Source organism: Paenibacillus sp. FSL R5-0475 (assembly GCF_038004585.1).
In the GTDB taxonomy this organism is placed as follows: domain Bacteria; phylum Bacillota; class Bacilli; order Paenibacillales; family Paenibacillaceae; genus Paenibacillus_AQ.
Map to the genome: position 1 here is coordinate 4,012,859 of NZ_JBBORK010000001.1, position 17,741 is coordinate 4,030,599.

The window sequence follows — 17,741 nt, forward strand, 5'->3', positions numbered from 1 at the left end:
GCATATAAATTCTTATATTTAAAAAAACATCTTAACCCTGCGGCATAACCGCAGAGTTAAGACCATCGACGCTCGATCTTAGACCGGCGTCTCATCAATTGATGAGACATCTGGAGAAATCTATCCGCATACAGCCTGGAGGAAAGATTGTTTCGGATATGCCATTCGCCATTCATCCTAATTCTGTCCCGCAGTGCTGGATCATGCATTAAAGATAAAGCAGCATTCACAGCTTCATCCAGCTGCCCTCTTGTGTATATTTTTCCAGTATGATTATTAATGACAAGTCTCCGAATGCCATCCGAATCCGTAGTAAGAACAGGACAACGACACAACATCGCCTCGGCTACTGCGTACCCAAACCCCTCGAGAATAGAGGTTGAACATAGCAGTCCACCCGAGTCACCAATAATGCTCATATAATCTGCCATTTGCCCGTGAGGAACATTGGAATGCGAAATCAAACGTGAGGAAATCCCTGTCTCGGCTACAAATTGTTCGAAGCTCTCTTTTTGCTCCGGCTCAAACAAAGTATCGTCCTGAAAAATCCATAAATAAAACTCGGGATGGATCGCCAGCAGCCGTTGTCCGATTTGTAGAAATTCTCTCCAGTTCTTATTCGTTTGAATTCGTCCCACCCAGCCGAGGATGGGAAAGCTTTTTGCGGGATAATTGGTATATCCAAACTGATCGCAATCGATCGGATTGTCAAAGCAATATTGACTAACAGATGGAAATCCACCTTTAAAAAGCGTCTGCAAATGAGTGGTTTCTGGATAGAGCAGTGCATCGGTTAGCTTGTGAATCCGCTCATTAAAATTACTAATAACTTGCTCCGCTTCATCTAAGGTCCCCAATCCCTGCACCTCAAAAACAAGCGGCCCCTTGTAACCAAACCCTCTAAACCTCTCCGCTAAGTAAATATCCGTACACACTACAATCAAGTCAAAAGCTTCCCGAGTGAGCAGTCCCCTGATCTCGTCATCATTATTGGTAATATAGGTTTGAATATTAGGGATATTTTGCTGCCCTTTTCCAGGGTGTGTGTACAACAAATGACACTCTACACCGCGATCATGTAATGCTTGGCAGCGCACTCGGTTCAGGGTCTGCATGCCGCCGCTCGGGTTGAAGAAGGTGAACAAAATCTTCATTACGATCACTCATTCACATATTATTTTAGGAAAAATAGATCTTCAACAAATCATACAAGTCTGTGCTTCGAAACAGCTCATTATAGTAGTGATTTTTAGTCGATGGGACATGTCTATGCCGGAATCCAATCAAGCTATGATCATCTGTATAATAATTGGAGATCGTGTCTCCACCGGTAGTAATCAAAGCCTCCAGCATGTATTCAATATCGAGTGCTCCAATGAAAATCTTGGGACCTAAAACTATCGTGTAGGGAGTGGCCAAGTGCTCTAGCGCTCCACAAATCGCGTGCGACTCCACAACTCCTGGCATGTAAACAAACTCTGTTGCAGGATGAGGGATTGAACCTATTAGAACAGATGGTTGACCCGTAAGTGATAAATCCAGCACCCGACACTCATAATTGCTATACGTCTGTTCATACAAATTCTCTATCCTCGCTATTTCCTCCGCACCAGCATTTACTACAGGATATAAAACGGTAATCATAGGACGAATCCCTCTACGGAATCGCGCCTGATGGCGGGTCAAGTGGTACGTATATCTCCATCTCCGATGATTTTCAGTGGAATGTAACTGTGCAGATACACTAAAGGTAGAGTCCACACGATAATTCACCAGCTCCACGGGGATAAAGCGAATATCACAATGTTCAGCAAGTCTCAGCCAGTAATCATAATCCTCCACCGGCTCCATTCCGTACCCCCCAACAAGCTTCGCAACCTGCGATTTGTACATGAAAGAAACACCAATAAGCGAGTAATCCAGCAATCTCTCTTTGGGCTGTGACTGGTAATTTCGCTGAGTAGCTAGCTGATGCTCGTTATGAAGTAGGTTTCCCTCGTTATCTATACTTTGAAAAGAACTGTACACGATTCCTAGCTCCTGCGGCCCCTTCACAAGTGCCCCTCGAAGGATTTCGAGAAAACGGGGTTCATAAACATTATCGCTGGAGACCCAGCTCAAATACTGAATACTCGGTTCGCTAAATAAAAGATCAAAGCCCGTATTCAGCGCATGTGCAATACCCCTGTTCTGTACATAAGAGATAATAGTTACCCTTGGATCCTCAGCAATTATTGATCTCACAAGCGGTTCCATATCTGGTGCACCATCAATTACAATGATCAGTCGAAATTCGGTGAAGGTTTGGCGCAGAACAGACTCCAGAGCTTGCCGGAGGAATTCCGGCTTTTGGGTATACAAAGGCATAACTACTCCTACATCCGCCATGATTTTTACCTCTCTCTACATTGGAGTATAAAATTAGTATATTTAAATTCCACCTTTGTGCCTGTGTGAATGCCTCTAAGAGGATTTATTGCGCCTAAAAAAGAAGCAACCACCCAATTCTCATCGGTGGTTGCTTCTTGATTTCCCCAAAATACTGTTATACAGGTAAAGAAAGTGCGGTAATCTCCGTTAATTCAGATTGAAGCACTCTCTGTTCTGTAACAAGATTTCCGAACTCATCCAATCCGTACATGGAGCACACCACATTAGCCAATGGATAAGGACTACTTACCTGAACCTCGTAAGCGACATTCCCTGCAATGAAGAACTCTCTGACATCAGAACTCATTGCTGGAACATAATAACCTGTGACATACAGTGGTGTTAGTGCAAGCGTTGAATATGGAACGCCGAAAACTTCGACGATCATCATTGCACTCGCGTTACTTGTGTTGCGAACGCTGACCACTACATTACTTGCTGCAGTACCAGTAGCTCTCGTATTAGTAATAAGACCTGTTGTAAAAGCCATTTCCATCACTCCTCCCCTCATTTTCTATCAATTTATTCAGGATTAATTTGTAAGTTGCGAGGCAAGAGGAAGGGGAGATTCATGGAATAATAGCATACCTCTCATATTTCCAATTTCCGCGATTTTTCTGATTCCCTTGTCCAAACACAATGAATCTCAATTCATATATATATAGCAAACTAATAAAGAGGTGAAGCTCATGGCAACAACAACAGGCATCATTACGAACACAGGTACTACCCCAGCATCCAACGTGGTCATTAATATCGATAATGACAACCTTAGTTTTTCATCTAACGTAGTCTATCACGTTTACGTATGGAATACCTTGGTTAGTAAAGGTTTAGTCTACTCCAACTCATTAAATGTTAATGCGAACACCAGCCAGTTTCTCAGTTTTAATATCGCAGGCAATTCAGCTTATGAAGTCCAATTTCTCGTAACTGGAAACGCACCGGCAGACACGATTATCACGGTGTTCGGAACGGATTCGTCAGGAAACGTCATCCCCCATCAAAGAGTGCTGCAATCCGAACTTACTTTCATAGCTCAGCTGAACCCGTAAGTAACGAAAACTCTATGACGAAAGGAGCTTAGCATGGCTAATATTCAAATTTCGCCGAGCGCAAGCGTTCAGTTTGAGCCCACTATCGCGGTAAATTGGCTTAATCCTTCAGTTATGGTTGCCGTAGCTGTAGATCTTCGATCAGGCCCTCCTAATATAGGTTTATACAAATCTATTGACGCAGGTGCCACTTGGACAACAACGTTATTGCCGTTACCGACAGGATTTGCAGGCATCGAAGCACCACATATTGATTATATTTTTCCGACCACTTTCGTAGTATTAGCCCACGCCTTCGATTCAGACGGTCTCAGCGGGTCGATCGTATCCTATACATCTGCCGACAATGCTTCTTCATTCGGACCGCCAGTCATCGTGAATCAAGGGTTTGGGCAGTTTGTAAATGATGATCAGGTGGTCGTTGTCACCGACAAAGCTGGATCAAGTCCTTTTTTTGGAAATGTATATACTGGTTATACGCATGATTACAACACACAATTCATACCGGGAAATACGATATTCTTCAATCGTTCCCTAGATAACGGTAATACCTATTCCAGCCCCTCCCTGCTGTCTTCGGTCGAAGAATTCGAAGAATTCCCCGGTATAGCGATTACATTAAATGGGATTGTTATCGTGGGATGGATCAATCAGCCTCCCGGTAATACTGATCTTAAAATTCGCACATCCTCAGACGGTGGGGTCACTTTTACTCCTGAAACCATGGTCGCCAGCGTTGTAGTCCCACCAGATCCATTGCCGGGATATACATTTAGATGTCTGACATACCCTTCCCTCGCAGCAGATATTTCTAATGCACCGACGACGCGAGGTAATGTCTATGCTGTATGGCAAGATTTTCGAGAAGGTTATTCCGATATTTTTCTTGCCACTTCCACCAATTTCGGTGTGGATTGGGGGGCACCAATATCCATTACAGGTAGTCCGGTGGGCTCCCAAAACTTTTTCCCAGCCATCACCGTATCCCCTGCGGATGGTGCAATATTCGTTACCTATTACACTAATCGAGTCAATCCCCTCAACCTTGATGTTTATCTAGCTACATCTAGAGATGGGGGGATGACGTTTACAAACACCCGTATAACGACAACTTCCTTTGACGTCACCGGTATTCCCCTAATTGGGGACTACATCGGCAATGCCATTGTCCCCCAAACAGGCCGTCTAGTGAGCGTATGGACGGACACGCGGACCGGTACAGAGAACATCTGGTTTGGTGATAATCAATAAGCTATTAATAAACTTCTGATGATTAATTAAAAGGATGCCGAGCGAATATAGGGCATCCTTTTTTTGCGTAGCGAGACTAACCTTGACCATTCTCCCGGTAATCAAGAAGCCAAGCTTCATTGATTACTCTGAATGTGATTTTCCCATTAAAAAAGCCCCCAAAAAGGGGGCTTAAACATCGATAATGCTATAACTTTAAGTTTTTTATTCCAAATACATTAACTATATGTAGAACATATAGTTGTCCGCCAAGCTCTCTTCTTTATAATTAATCAAGTCATGAAGAGTCGTGGAATCTAGTACGTCGGCGATGCTATCGCGAATACGCAGCCATAAATCGCGTTTTGCTGCATCATCTTCTTCAGTAAAATCTACTGGAGAAATTGGGCCCTCTAGCACACGAATGATGTCACCCGCTGTGATAGCACTAGCCTCACGTGATAAAATGTATCCACCGTATGCACCACGAATACTTTTTACCAGTCCTGCGTTACGCAGAGGAGCAATTAGCTGCTCCAGATAGTGTTCAGAAAGTCCATTTTTCTCAGCGATACTCTTAAGTGAGGTCGGTCCTTCACCAAATTTCAGTGCAAGCTCCATCATAATTGTTAGTCCGTAACGTCCTTTGGTTGATATTTTCAAAGGGGCACCTCTTTCGGTTTAGTGTCTAGTTATTGTATACTATTGATTCGGTAAGTCATGCGTTTGTCATATCAAGGTATTCCGATGATTACTCTTAGTTTATGTTATCATATTCGAAGTCACAAATGAAATGGCAAACGAAACATTTTGCAAGAATGTTCACCCCTGGTGGACATTTTTCTATTCTCAGCCTCTTATTTTAGGCTTTACAGTAGACAGGTATGTTATAATACATTTTGAGCCGGGTGTTCCATGAATGACCGGTATTTTGGGTACAGAAATGGTGATTACGATGACAAAAGCAAAACAAGACACCCGTGTCGTCGTCGGCATGTCCGGAGGGGTCGATTCCTCCGTCACGGCGCTTCTGCTCAAGCAGCAGGGCTATGACGTCATCGGCATCTTCATGAAAAATTGGGACGATACCGACGAATTCGGAGTATGTACGGCCGAAAGCGATGCAGAGGATGTTCGCCGCGTATGCGAGCAGATTGATATTCCTTACTATACCGTTAATTTCGAGAAGGAATACTTCGACAAAGTATTTTCTTATTTCCTCGATGAATATAAGGCCGGCCGGACGCCGAATCCAGACGTCATGTGCAACCGAGAGATCAAGTTCGGAGAGTTCCTGAACAAAGCCCTTCAGCTTGGCGCCGATTATGTAGCGACTGGACATTATGCACGTGTTATAGAAGAAGATGGTGTGTATAAGCTACTCCGCGGTGTAGATAACAATAAAGACCAGACCTATTTCTTGAATGCGCTGGGACAGTATCAACTCTCTAAAGCAATGTTCCCGATTGGTCATCTTCCGAAACCGGAAGTTCGGAGAATTGCCGAAGAAGCCGGACTCTATACTGCCAAGAAAAAAGATAGCACAGGCGTTTGCTTCATCGGTGAGCGTAACTTCCGCGAATTCCTCAGCCAGTATCTTCCAGCACAATCGGGTGATATGGTAGATATAACAACTGGAGAAATCAAAGGCCGCCACGATGGACTTATGTACTATACATTGGGTCAACGCCAAGGCCTTGGCATTGGTGGCTCCGGTAACGGTGAACCTTGGTTTGTAGCCGAAAAAGATCTTAGCCGCAACATTCTTTATGTAGTTCAAGGAGACAAGCACCACAGCCTGTACTCCACTAGTCTGATTGCCTCCGGTGTAAACTGGATTAACGGGCAAGAGCTAGGTCTTGAGCCGCTAAAATGCACCGCCAAATTCCGCTATCGCCAGCCTGATCAGGGCGTGACCCTTACAGCACGGGAAGACGGAACGATAAACGTAGACTTTGATGTTCCACAAAAAGCGATAACACCTGGCCAAGCCGTTGTCTTCTATCTCGGTGAGCAATGTCTCGGTGGCGGAACGATAGAATATGCCGAGAAGGTTGTTCCTTCAGCGCAAGTTTAAGTGTATTCTATAACTTACAACATTAACTCTAATATACGAAAACACAAGAAATAGCTGTATTTTATACAGCTATTTCTTGTGTTCAGAATCCCTTTTCGATTTAGTTGTAGTATGTACAGTTAAAATCCCCGATAACCCTTATTTATCTTCACATCCGGAAAATAGATGTATGAAGTACAGTTATATTACATTCTTAGCTCTAAAATTTAGGTTTTAGTTGCATGAAATACAACTAACCACTTTGAAGCGAATAATAACCAAATGAGCGATTCAAATAGAATCAAACAAATAGCAGTTCAGGAAACTCTCCCTGAACTGCTGTTCTGTGTTGTTTCTATTTACTGAGCTACTGCAGCTTTATCCGCAGAAACTGCAATGTCATTATAGTAAAGTCCAGTTCCATCACCAATTCCATAATTCAGTATACGGTTGTTGACCGGAACTAGGGCCGCACGATAAAGCGTAGGGAATACAGGAATCTCGTTAACCATAAACTGTTGCCATTCTTTATAGATCTCTTTACGTTTATTTACATCGAATGCATCCTCGGAGACTCCTTCGGTGAGCAAACGATCATTCTCTGCACTCGAGTAACGCGGGAAGTTAAAGATCGCGTCTTTACCATAAAGACCTGTTGGGTCAACATCAATCCCTACAGTCCAAGCACCTTGGTAAACATCCACAGAAGGATCATCCTCACCATTTTGTCCAACACGATCATAGAACGTATTAAATTCTACCATCTCCAAATTCACATTCAGACCAATCGCTTTCCAGGATTGTACATAATATTGAGCCAATGGTTCTGCAATGTCCGATCCTGTCATCGAGATGAAATTAATCTTCAGCTCACTGCCATCCGGATTCGTTCTAAATTCACCGTTAAGTTTGTAACCAGCGTCATCCAAGATCTTCTTAGCAGCTTCTGGATCATAAGGTACACCTGGATTAGAAGCATCATGGAATTCCGGATGGGAAGGTGGAATTAAAGTTGTTGCATTCCAGCGAAGACCACTATAGAATTTCTTACCCACTGTATCATTGTCTACAGCAGCCCACATAGCTTTACGCAGGTTCACATCCGCCATTTTAGCTTTAGGATCGGTAGCAACGACTTTTTTCTCTGCATCCCATTTACCTAGCTTAAATCCAATATACGTATATGCACGGTCAACAGCACCGAGATACTCGACATTTGACATTTTTGCATTATCTGGGAATTGATCGATAGGGAAGGCATCCACCAAGTCAACTCCACCAGACTTCAGTTCTTGCACAACAGTCGTAGGGTTGATTACCTTCAAAATTACTTTATCCAATTTAGGTGCGCCGCGCCAGTAATCTTCATTCTTAACGAATACTACAGACTCACCAGGAACGATACTTTCCACTTTAAAAGCTCCGAAGCCAATTGGCTTTTGACGAACTTCAGGGGATGAGGAGATTTTGGCAACATCCATACCACCAAAGATATGTTTAGCTAATGGATAAATCCATATGCCACCCGTTAACAGGGAAGGGGAAGATTTAAGATAAGTAATTTGCAGCTTCTTCTCACCCAGAACTTTAATACCAGAAATGGTCTTTGCTTTTCCGGAGTGGTATTCTTCCATACCTTCAATATTCGTAAAGTCAGAGCCGTAACGTGGACCATCATATTTCGGATTACCAATAACCTCATGCGCGAACAGCCAATCTTCTGCTGTCACTGGCTTTCCATCCTGCCAGTTCACATTGTCGCGAATTGTAAAGGTAAAGGTCCGTCCATCTTCTGCTACTTCATAAGTTGCTGCACCATCATTCGTGTACACATAGTCTTTGTCCCAAGTTAACAAGCCTTCATCGAACCAATTCAGCACTTCAGAATCTGGAGCTCCAGAATAGAAGTTCAAGTTCAAGGTACCTTCAAACGGACTGTCGGAAACGAGTCCAAAAGTAATTGTTCCGCCATCAATAGCTTCACCTTGATTAGTCTTAATGTTACTGAAATCCTTAATGTTATAAAGTCCGTCTTCTGCTTCAGGTGCTGCCGTCGCTTCTGCGGTTTCCGCAGGAGCACTGGCACTTGGTGCTGCTGTTGACTCAGCCGCTCCGTTGTTGTTCTTGGAGCCGCAAGCCGCAAGAGCGAACAACATTACTAACATTAATGAAACTAGTAAAGCTTTTGAACGAATGGCTTTTCTCATTTAATCATTTCCTCCCTTATTATCCTTTTCTTTGTCTTGCGTCGGTCGCACGTTTGAGCGCTTGACCCACATTATTTATACTCAACATCAGTACCAAGATCAGCAGTGATGCGGGTAACCAGATCCACCATCTGAACTCAAGCGTTTGCGGATTTCTCGCATAGCTTACAAGAGTACCCAGACTGGGTGTACTTTCTGGAAAACCAAAACCTAGAAAGGATAGGCCTGATTCCAATCCAATATTAGCTGCCAAATTTAAAGTCATCGTGACGATAATGATTGAGCTTAAGTTCGGCAGCACTTGTGTGAACATTATTTTAAGATTGGAGGAACCTAGGGTCTTAGATGCCTGAACGTAATCCAGTTCCTTCTCTTGTAACGTCTTGGAACGAATTAACCTGGCAATCCCCATCCATAGAAAGGCAGTCATGATAAAGGAGAAGGTTAACGTATTGTATTTAGGAACTGCACTCACAAAAGCTATAACAATCATTATAAAAGGCAAAATCATGAAGAAATCTACAACACGCATCGAAATATTATCTATCGTTCCACCAAAGTAACCTGAGATCAAACCTACTAGAATACCGATGACTCCCGTAAAAAAAGTAACCATAAAAGCAATCGACATGGAATTTCGTGTGCCTATAATTAATTGACCGAATACATCCCGTCCTCCATAATCGGTCCCTAGCCAGTGTACAGCCGAAGGCTTCTCATAAAGGGCGAACAAGTCAACCGTAACAATTTCTTTTTGATCTAAAAATAAGGAAATCCCATAAACAGCGGCGATAATCGCAAATAGGAAAACCAGTGAGACCAAAGCCAATTTATCCCGGATAATCTCTCGCCAAACAATTCTGAAGCCTGATGGACTTTTATCTGTTTCCTGCAGCAGAGCTATCTCTGCGCTTGTCTTTGCCATTTCATTCACCTCAAAGTGTTCATCTTCTTATTTAATCCGGATACGCGGATCTACGATACTTAAGATAATGTCTGATAACAACGCACCGACGATGGCAGCAACCCCATACAGAAGAACTAGGGCCGTTACTACGCTGAAATCCCGGATCGTTATCGAGCTGAGGAACAACATACCCATACCCGGATAACTAAAGATACTTTCAACGAACACCGTTCCGCCGATCAGTCCAGTAATCTCATATCCGAAAAATGCAGCAATTGGCAGTAAGGAATTTCTCAATATATGTCGATTATAGACGCGCGACTCTGAAGCACCTTTTGCTCTTGCGGTGAGGATGAAATCCTTTTGCTTCGTATCAATAATCTCATTTCGCAAATATTGTACCGTTCCTACCGTTGCAATCAGCGCCATTGATAAAGCAGGGAGTAGCAAATGGTATAACTTACTCCAGAAGTGGCTTAGCGTACCCGGAACTTCTCCAGGACTAACACTACCGCTAGTAGGAAACCAATGAAGATGAAATCCGAAGAGCCATACCATTAAGAGAGCGAAAATAAACAATGGTGCGGCAAAGCCAATATAGGTGTATCCAGTAATGAGGCGATCCAGCCATGAATCGTTATAACGACCGCTAGTAATACCAAGTGGAATAGCAATAAGGTATGTAAGGATCAGCGTGACAATCGCCAGCCAAAGTGTATTCATGAGGCGTTGACCGATAAGCTCTGATACAGGCATTTTGAAACGGAAGGATTGACCAAAATCACCTTGAATCGCTTTAGTGATCCAATCCCAGTACTGGATGTACCACGGATCATTTAAGCCTAGCTTTTCTCTCATCGCATCGATGGCCGCAGGATCAATATTTGGATCAAGCATCCCTGATAACGCATCTCCCGGCATCGCCTTCGCCATTAGAAAAACAAGAATACTTAATAGAAATATTTGAGGAATCATAATAAGAATTCTACGAACAATAATCTTCCACATATTCTCAACCTTTCTCAGGCAAGGCTACCAGATGAGTCTCGGAAATGGATTTCAATGGATAAGGCATGCCTTGTTCATCAAAATAATTCCGGTGCGCTTGTTCATATTCCAGACTTACTGATTTTCTAAACTCCGTCTGCTTCTCTCTTTGCTTAGGATCAATATCAGGAATGGCAGCAATTAGACGTTTGGTATAAATATGGCGAGGATTGTCAAAAATATCTTTAGCAGTCCCTTGCTCCACATGACGTCCTTTATACATAATCCCAATGTGATCACACATATGCCTAATGATTCCGAGATCATGACTGATGAACAGAAACGTAAGATTCAGTTCTTTTTGAATATCCTGCATAAAATTGAGCACCTGTGCCTGTACGGAAACATCCAGCGCAGAGACAGGTTCATCCGCAATAATCAACTTCGGTTTGAGCGCAATAGCTCTTGCAATACCGATCCGCTGCCGCTGACCGCCTGAGAATTCATGCGGATATTTAAGAATATTTTCAGGACTTAATCCAACCTGCAAAAGCAATTCCTGCACACGTCTTTTTTCTTCGCCCGGAGACATCTTTTCGAAATTACGTAAGGGTTCAGCAATAATATCCAGCACACGTTTCTTTGGATTCAAGGAAGAGTACGGATCCTGAAAGATCATCTGAATGTCCTTGCGGATATTTTTTTGCTTACGTACACCCTTTGAAGCCAAATCCTGTCCTTCAAAAATCACACTGCCGCTAGTAATAGAATTGAGTCCAATGATTCCACGACCAGTAGTCGTCTTACCTGATCCGGATTCACCAACCAAACCGTAAGTTTTGCCTGCTTCAATAGTAAAACTAACATTATCAACTGCCTTGACTACGCCAATTTCCCTTCGAAAAACGCCGCCGTGGATTGGAAAATGAACTGCTAAATTTTTAACCTCAAGAAGTCCCATTGTAGATTGCCTCCTCGTTAGTATCCGGGAAATGAAAGTTATTATGGCAGGTGCAGCGAACAAAATGCCCTGGGGCTACTTCATGCAGCTGCGGATTTTCCTCATGCTCCCATTCCGGAATCCAAGGTGTTCGGGCCGCGAAACGGCATCCTTTACGCGGAAGATTCTGTAATGGTGGGACAATTCCCTGAATCACATGAAGTCTAGACTTCTCTTCTTTAACGGTTGGAATGGAGTTCAACAAGGATCTTGTATACGGATGCTTTGGATTAGACGTTAATGTATAAATATCTGCGATTTCTACGATTTGCCCGGCGTACATTACCGCAACCCGGTCAGCCATTTCACTCACAACCCCTAGATCATGGGTAATTAAGATAATGCCTGCTTGCATATCGTTTTTTAATTTTTTTATAAGTTCAAGAATTTGCAATTGGATGGTTACATCTAGTGCCGTAGTCGGCTCATCGGCGATCAAAAGCTTGGGGCCGTTGGCAATCGCAATAGCAATCACAACCCTCTGCCTCATTCCACCAGATAATTCGTGGGGATACTGCTGATATGTATGTTCGGGACGGGAGATTCCAACCTTGGTCAAAAGATCAATGACCTTCTCTTTTCTTTGCTTCTTCGAAAGCTTGGAATCATGTAGGATGAGTACTTCTTCAATCTGTGAACCGATAATCATGAGTGGATTTAATGCGGATAAAGGATCTTGAAAAATCATAGACATTTCTTGACCGCGCAGCTTGTTGAGTGCAGCAGGAGACATAGTAACGATATCCTGACCTTTGTATTTGATTTGTCCGTCTATTTTGGCCCTTGTGTGCAATCCCATAATTGAAAAGGCGAGCGCACTTTTTCCTGAGCCGGATTCTCCAACAATGGCAAGAATCTCATTTTTGCGAACGGACAGGGTAACATCGTCTACTGCAGCATAATAGTCATCTACGATTCTGAACGATGTGGACAAATTCTTGATTTCTAGTAATTCTTCGCTCAAATTAATCCCCCTAACGGCAAAAGTTTCAAAATTTACCCAATGAAATATTATGTAAATTTTGATATAACAGCATTCTTTTCATGAAACATATCAAACATTGACTGTTATGATTATTAACACCATTAAGAATAGTACAAGTACTTCCATCGGAATTAAAACTTGTTTCTCCGTAACTTTGTAGTTCATTTTAATTAACTTATGGTAAATTATCAATCTTTTCCTATAAAAAAATTCGTTCATGTGATTAAAAGTAACGCAGACAACAAAAAAAACGGCTCTAGGCCGCCTTTTTTTGGAAAAAATATTTTTTTGTGTTACATTAGATTTATTTGCTTATTAGCATTAAAATGGAAGATACTACAGTCACTGGTGGACTATTGTTCTCGTCGGAGTCGTTGGTTGTGACGGATTTTAATTTCATTCCCTTGCTCGGTCGCTTGATAAAAGACACGCTGAGAAATCTCCTTAGGCAGATACTCCTGCTTCACATAATGCCCAGGAAAATTGTGCGGATATTGATACCCTTCATGCCCTAGTGCAGTAGCACCTTTATAGTGTGTATCACGTAAATGTAGCGGTACCTCAGCGGATTTAATCTCATCCATACTCGCCATTGCATTTGAAATAGCAGTATAGACGGCATTAGACTTCGGACTCTCCACCGCGAAAAGAATGGCTTGCGCAATGTTCAGCTTCGCTTCTGGCCAACCGTTATTTCTATAGGCTTCAAGCGCACTCACCGCTTGGACCATAGCCTGGGGATTAGCTAAGCCAATATCCTCACTGCTCGCTGCAATTAGTCGACGAATAAAAGTCATCGGGTCCATCCCCAATTTCTCTACCGCATACAGAAACCAGAACAAGGCAGCATCACTAGAACCTCGAATGCTTTTGTGAAAAGCAGATAGAACATCATACTGCGTCGATTCATCTGCCTTCACAATGGGGCGCCGAATCGACTCTTCCGCCACCTCCAGCGTGATATGCACACTCCCGTCTACCTCCGGAGCAGTAGTTAACGCTGCTAGTTCCAGAGCATTTAAAGCCCGCCTGATATCTCCATTAGCCATGGTAGCAATATGCAGCAATGCTTCTTCATCGACCTGAAGCTCCATGAATCCAAGCCCTCTATCCTTGTCTGCTAAAGCTCTGCGCATCGCGACCAGACTGTGTTCACTCGTTAGCGCCTCTAGCTGAAACAAGGTAGAACGGCTCATAAGTGCTCCGTTAACGTAATGGAACGGATTCTCCGTAGTTGCGCCAATAAATGTAATGGTACCTTTTTCTACTGCTGGCAATAGCGCGTCCTGACGTGAACTGTTAAACCGATGCACCTCGTCCAGAAAAAGAATCGTCTTAGAACCGTAAAGTGTTTTATTATTTTGAGCTCGTTCAATGACCTCCCGTACATCCTTCACAGAAGCCTCCACCGCATTCAGGCGTACGAATTCACCTTGTGTGTGATGAGAAATGATATGAGCTAATGTTGTTTTGCCACATCCAGGAGGTCCATAGAGCAAAATCGAAGAGACCTGGTCTGCCTCGATCGCTCTTCGCAACAGCTTTCCCCGGCCTATGATATGTTCTTGACCAATATATTCATCCAGATTCTCCGGTCTCATTCGGTCCGCAAGCAACCGTCCGCTCCCGTTGTCCTCTCCCATAGAAAATAAATCCATAACTCCACTTCCTTGCTATATTCTTATAAAAGCCAATGTACATCTCCCATTATCATACCATAGACTTATTTTTCACAAAAAAATAAAAAGAGCATGATCTCGTCTTAGAAAGGCGGGAGCCATGCTCTTTTTTCAAAATATACGAAAGTATAGGTTCCACGCTATACTTTATCCTTATTATTTCTCGCATAAACGCTTACCGTCCTTATAGGGACGCCAAAGGCGTTTATGCTTGAATTGTACGCTAGCAATTTATTGCCAGCCGCATTTTTGATATGATTTTTCGAATGCTCTCTTCCGACAGATGATACTTCTTCTGAAGCTCTGCTACGGAATCGCCTTTTCGATGACAACTGAAAATTTCCTCATTGCGGTTTGCTATCTCTTTCCTCGAACCGCTGTTCTCGCCCCATCTAACCCGCTCTTCCGTTTTCTTCGGGATGTAGAGCAGTTCACCTTGGATGTATCCCTGAAGCTCTTTGAGCAAGCCAGGGGGGAGCACATCCTTCCCATTTACATAACTCAACTTGCATTTCCTCCTTCAACAGGTGTGTTCCTATGCGTCCGTCAACTACTGATAAAGTAATTTCCACGTCACCTGCCTCCTTTCTTCTCCTCATATTTGGAAAAATCCGTAATTTCATTATATAAAAACCTCTTGGTAGCGTCTACATTCTAATTCACATTTCGTAATCCTAATGGATAATCGGTACATATATCTCATGTTTTGAAATAAGGAGGCCTTACGGCCTCCTCGCTTTAAGCGGGTTTCCGTCTTAGACGGAAACCACCTCGTATACTGAAATCATTTCACTCAGCCTCCTTCCAGAAGTGTTCTTGCCCGGCCGGACACTTATTATTAAGCCATATCCGTAGGGGAGTTACAAGTTCAAAAACAGTTATAACTGTTCTCCACCAGTCTTAGTTCCCCTCAGAATCGCTTTCAGCCGCCGTTTGCACATAGGAAGGCATTTCCCCATTATGGAGTAACCACAGCTCGTGAAGCGCTCGTGTACAGCCTACATACATCAGCTTCGCATCCCATGCTGTTGCTCCGTAATGGTCTTGATCGGCATCTGCTAAGATGACCGCATCAAATTCCAAACCTTTAGATAAATACACAGGTAGTACCGATAATCCACCCTGATATTGCGTCATGCTACCGTCGATCAGATGAATATCTTCAAAATGCCGCTCCAGTTCAGCGTACAGCTCTGTGGCTTCACGTAGACTACGTGTCAGCACAGCCACCGTACGATATTCCCTTCCAGACAGGGACTTCAGTGCCGATTGTATAGTGCTCAAACGAGCATTTCCTTCAGCTTCCCGTTCTCCTACTATTTCTCCGTAGGCGATCATCCGAACAGGGTCCCCACTACGAAAGACAGGAACAGCCAACAACGAACTTTCTACTCCCGAGGATAGAATTCCATTAGCGAAGTCTATAATTTCCATGGTTGAACGATAGCTGCGTGTCAACGCATGGTAAGCCGTGTTCTCAGGGGCAAATAAGGTCTGCATCTCTTCCCATGCGTGTACGCCTTTATAAGCGTGTATACCCTGCGACAGATCGCCTAGAATGGTAAAGGAATGTCCACGCACGTATAAATCCAGCACGGCAATTTGGAAGGGGGAGAAATCCTGGGCTTCATCGATCACCACATGATCAAAACGAGCGCCGCCTTCGTTCCCATTCAAAAGATAATAAATATATAACAGAGGTGGTAAATCCTCTTCACGTATAATCCCTTTTTTCAGCTCTTTTGCCGTTTCCTTCAGCACAGCTGCTGGAATATTCTCAGGTGGATCCACCGGCCAATCTTCCGGGACTTTAGCCGCACGAAAGATTTGCTTGTAGATCGTCAGCGGATCATACTTAGGCCATTTTGCACTGTATGCTTTTTCTCGTGCAGCACCTTTTTTCTTGCGATCCTTCATAGCTGCAGCTGAAGGACTTTTCTTCAGCTCCATCTCAATCCAGCGATGTATCCGTGCCATTACACGTTCCTTACGCTTCGCTGGCGGATAAGGAGCGTACTCCTCATTATGCCAGCGCAAGATCATGGAGCGGCGCAGTACAGCACCTTCCCATGGGATAAAATCACCCTCAGGTACCGAGCTGCTTTCCAATAGCTTGATGCTGGACTCTATTATTCCCATCAACACCGTAGAACCCTTGAAGCGTCCAGGTGTCTCTTCTGTAATCACAGGCATACCGCCCGGAGTTTCGAACCAACGGTTCATCGTCTCCGTAGCATCTTGCTCTGGAAGCTCCAGACCTAGTACATTTGCAGCCCAATCCGGGAAGGTGCTCTGAGCAATATTTCCTACACCAAGTTCAGGCAGCACATCCGAAATATAATCCAGAAACATTCGGTTCGGTGCAAAAATAATCATTTTTTCTGCAGAGACCTGATCTTTGTATTGATACAGCAGAAAAGCTAAACGGTGTAGTGCAACTGTAGTTTTACCACTTCCCGCTACGCCCTGTATGATCAATGCTGTATTTTTGGCGGCCCGGATAATCTTGTCCTGTTCCTCCTGAATGGTCGATACGATATCGCGGAGACGATTATCTTTGTTCTCACCCAGGCGATAGACGAGAAACTCATCTGACACCACAGGTGCGTCACTCTCCCGGTTGTACGTATCTGCGACCCGCTCCAGAATCTGCTTCCGGATCACCACGTTGCGCTTGAGGTATACTAGTCCTTCTATCAGCCCCTCGGGAGCTTCATAGGAGGCAGGCTCCGTACCACCGGTAAACGAATAGAACAGGCTTGCTACCGGTGCGCGCCAGTCGATGACTAGCGGACGGTCGCTTACCTGCTCGCGGTCTACGCCGATTTTGCCTATATAGAGTGCCTTCCGCTGCTTCTCATCATTGCCCTGAAAATCAAGCCGTCCGAAATAAGGCTCCTGCCGAAGCTTGGCAAGATCTTTGCGCTTCTGATCACGGTTCGCTTCTAACACCTGTTCCGTATAATCATGTCCCGTGTACACCGGAGTCTGGTTAAGTTTCTCCAGTAAGGTGTCAATCTCAGTAAGCGCTTGATTCAGCCTGTCTTCTTCCTCTTGATAGGCACTTTGAAAGTTGTCTTCCAATTTCAGTTACCTCCTAAAAGTTTATCGAGCTTAAATTTTCATTCTCCTCATTCCCTCTTCTCACGCAAAAAGGATACCCATTGTAGCATAATCAGCACTAAAATACCAAATCTTTCAAGCG

At 43.7% G+C, this 17,741-nt stretch carries 15 protein-coding genes; 3 read left to right on the forward strand and 12 right to left on the reverse strand.

Going from position 1 to position 17,741, the window contains the following annotated elements:
- Window positions 1-56: 56 nt before the first annotated feature.
- From MKX41_RS18015 to MKX41_RS18025, 3 genes are all read right to left on the reverse strand, one after another.
- A complete protein-coding gene (locus tag MKX41_RS18015) occupies window positions 57-1,154 on the reverse strand; it encodes a glycosyltransferase family 4 protein (RefSeq protein ID WP_340972351.1) in 1,098 nt (365 codons plus the stop codon).
- A gap of 25 nt (window positions 1,155-1,179) precedes the next feature.
- The gene (locus tag MKX41_RS18020; protein ID WP_076284827.1) at window positions 1,180-2,388 is read right to left on the reverse strand and encodes a glycosyltransferase family 2 protein; all 1,209 of its coding nucleotides are present in this window, start codon (window positions 2,386-2,388) and stop codon (window positions 1,180-1,182) included.
- 157 nt (window positions 2,389-2,545) lie between these two features.
- Window positions 2,546-2,920, reverse strand: a complete 375-nt coding sequence (locus tag MKX41_RS18025; protein WP_042191060.1) for a hypothetical protein — start codon at window positions 2,918-2,920, stop codon at window positions 2,546-2,548.
- Between the two features lie 199 nt (window positions 2,921-3,119).
- Between MKX41_RS18025 and MKX41_RS18030 the strand changes: the two genes are divergently transcribed.
- Together MKX41_RS18030 and MKX41_RS18035 are read left to right on the forward strand one after the other, a co-directional pair.
- On the forward strand, window positions 3,120-3,485 hold the full coding sequence (locus MKX41_RS18030) for a hypothetical protein (RefSeq protein WP_042191062.1): 366 nt from the start codon (window positions 3,120-3,122) through the stop codon (window positions 3,483-3,485).
- A 33-nt stretch (window positions 3,486-3,518) separates the two neighbouring features.
- Window positions 3,519-4,736 (forward strand): sialidase family protein, encoded by a 1,218-nt coding sequence (locus tag MKX41_RS18035; protein ID WP_076284828.1) that lies wholly within the window; start codon window positions 3,519-3,521, stop codon window positions 4,734-4,736.
- Window positions 4,737-4,958: 222 nt separating this feature from the next.
- Here MKX41_RS18035 and cymR read toward each other — a convergent pair whose 3' ends face one another.
- Entirely contained in the window at window positions 4,959-5,378 is a 420-nt protein-coding gene (cymR, locus tag MKX41_RS18040) for a cysteine metabolism transcriptional regulator CymR (protein ID WP_042191066.1), read from the reverse strand.
- Between the two features lie 292 nt (window positions 5,379-5,670).
- Here cymR and mnmA point away from each other — a divergent pair, with 292 nt between their 5' ends.
- Window positions 5,671-6,792: a tRNA 2-thiouridine(34) synthase MnmA gene (gene mnmA / locus MKX41_RS18045; RefSeq protein WP_340974977.1), complete on the forward strand. Its 1,122-nt coding sequence runs from the start codon at window positions 5,671-5,673 to the stop codon at window positions 6,790-6,792.
- A 338-nt stretch (window positions 6,793-7,130) separates the two neighbouring features.
- On the opposite strand, the gene MKX41_RS18050 is transcribed toward mnmA, so the two are convergent.
- From MKX41_RS18050 to MKX41_RS18085, 8 genes are all read right to left on the reverse strand, one after another.
- On the reverse strand, window positions 7,131-8,978 hold the full coding sequence (locus MKX41_RS18050) for an oligopeptide ABC transporter substrate-binding protein (protein WP_076284829.1): 1,848 nt from the start codon (window positions 8,976-8,978) through the stop codon (window positions 7,131-7,133).
- A gap of 19 nt (window positions 8,979-8,997) precedes the next feature.
- Window positions 8,998-9,903 carry an ABC transporter permease gene (locus MKX41_RS18055; protein ID WP_076284830.1) on the reverse strand — a complete coding sequence of 302 codons (906 nt, stop codon included), beginning with the start codon at window positions 9,901-9,903 and terminating at the stop codon, window positions 8,998-9,000.
- 27 nt (window positions 9,904-9,930) lie between these two features.
- Window positions 9,931-10,893: an oligopeptide ABC transporter permease gene (gene opp4B, locus MKX41_RS18060; protein ID WP_076284831.1), complete on the reverse strand. Its 963-nt coding sequence runs from the start codon at window positions 10,891-10,893 to the stop codon at window positions 9,931-9,933.
- A gap of 4 nt (window positions 10,894-10,897) precedes the next feature.
- Entirely contained in the window at window positions 10,898-11,833 is a 936-nt protein-coding gene (locus MKX41_RS18065; RefSeq protein ID WP_076284832.1) for an ABC transporter ATP-binding protein, read from the reverse strand.
- Window positions 11,820-12,836: an ABC transporter ATP-binding protein gene (locus MKX41_RS18070; RefSeq protein ID WP_042191077.1), complete on the reverse strand. Its 1,017-nt coding sequence runs from the start codon at window positions 12,834-12,836 to the stop codon at window positions 11,820-11,822. Before MKX41_RS18070 ends, MKX41_RS18065 begins: the two co-directional genes overlap by 14 nt.
- Window positions 12,837-13,210: 374 nt before the next feature.
- Entirely contained in the window at window positions 13,211-14,515 is a 1,305-nt protein-coding gene (locus MKX41_RS18075; protein ID WP_076284834.1) for a replication-associated recombination protein A, read from the reverse strand.
- Between the two features lie 244 nt (window positions 14,516-14,759).
- On the reverse strand, window positions 14,760-15,041 hold the full coding sequence (locus MKX41_RS18080; protein WP_042191081.1) for a CD3324 family protein: 282 nt from the start codon (window positions 15,039-15,041) through the stop codon (window positions 14,760-14,762).
- 395 nt (window positions 15,042-15,436) lie between these two features.
- Entirely contained in the window at window positions 15,437-17,620 is a 2,184-nt protein-coding gene (locus MKX41_RS18085; RefSeq protein WP_340972360.1) for a HelD family protein, read from the reverse strand.
- Window positions 17,621-17,741 lie beyond the last annotated feature (121 nt).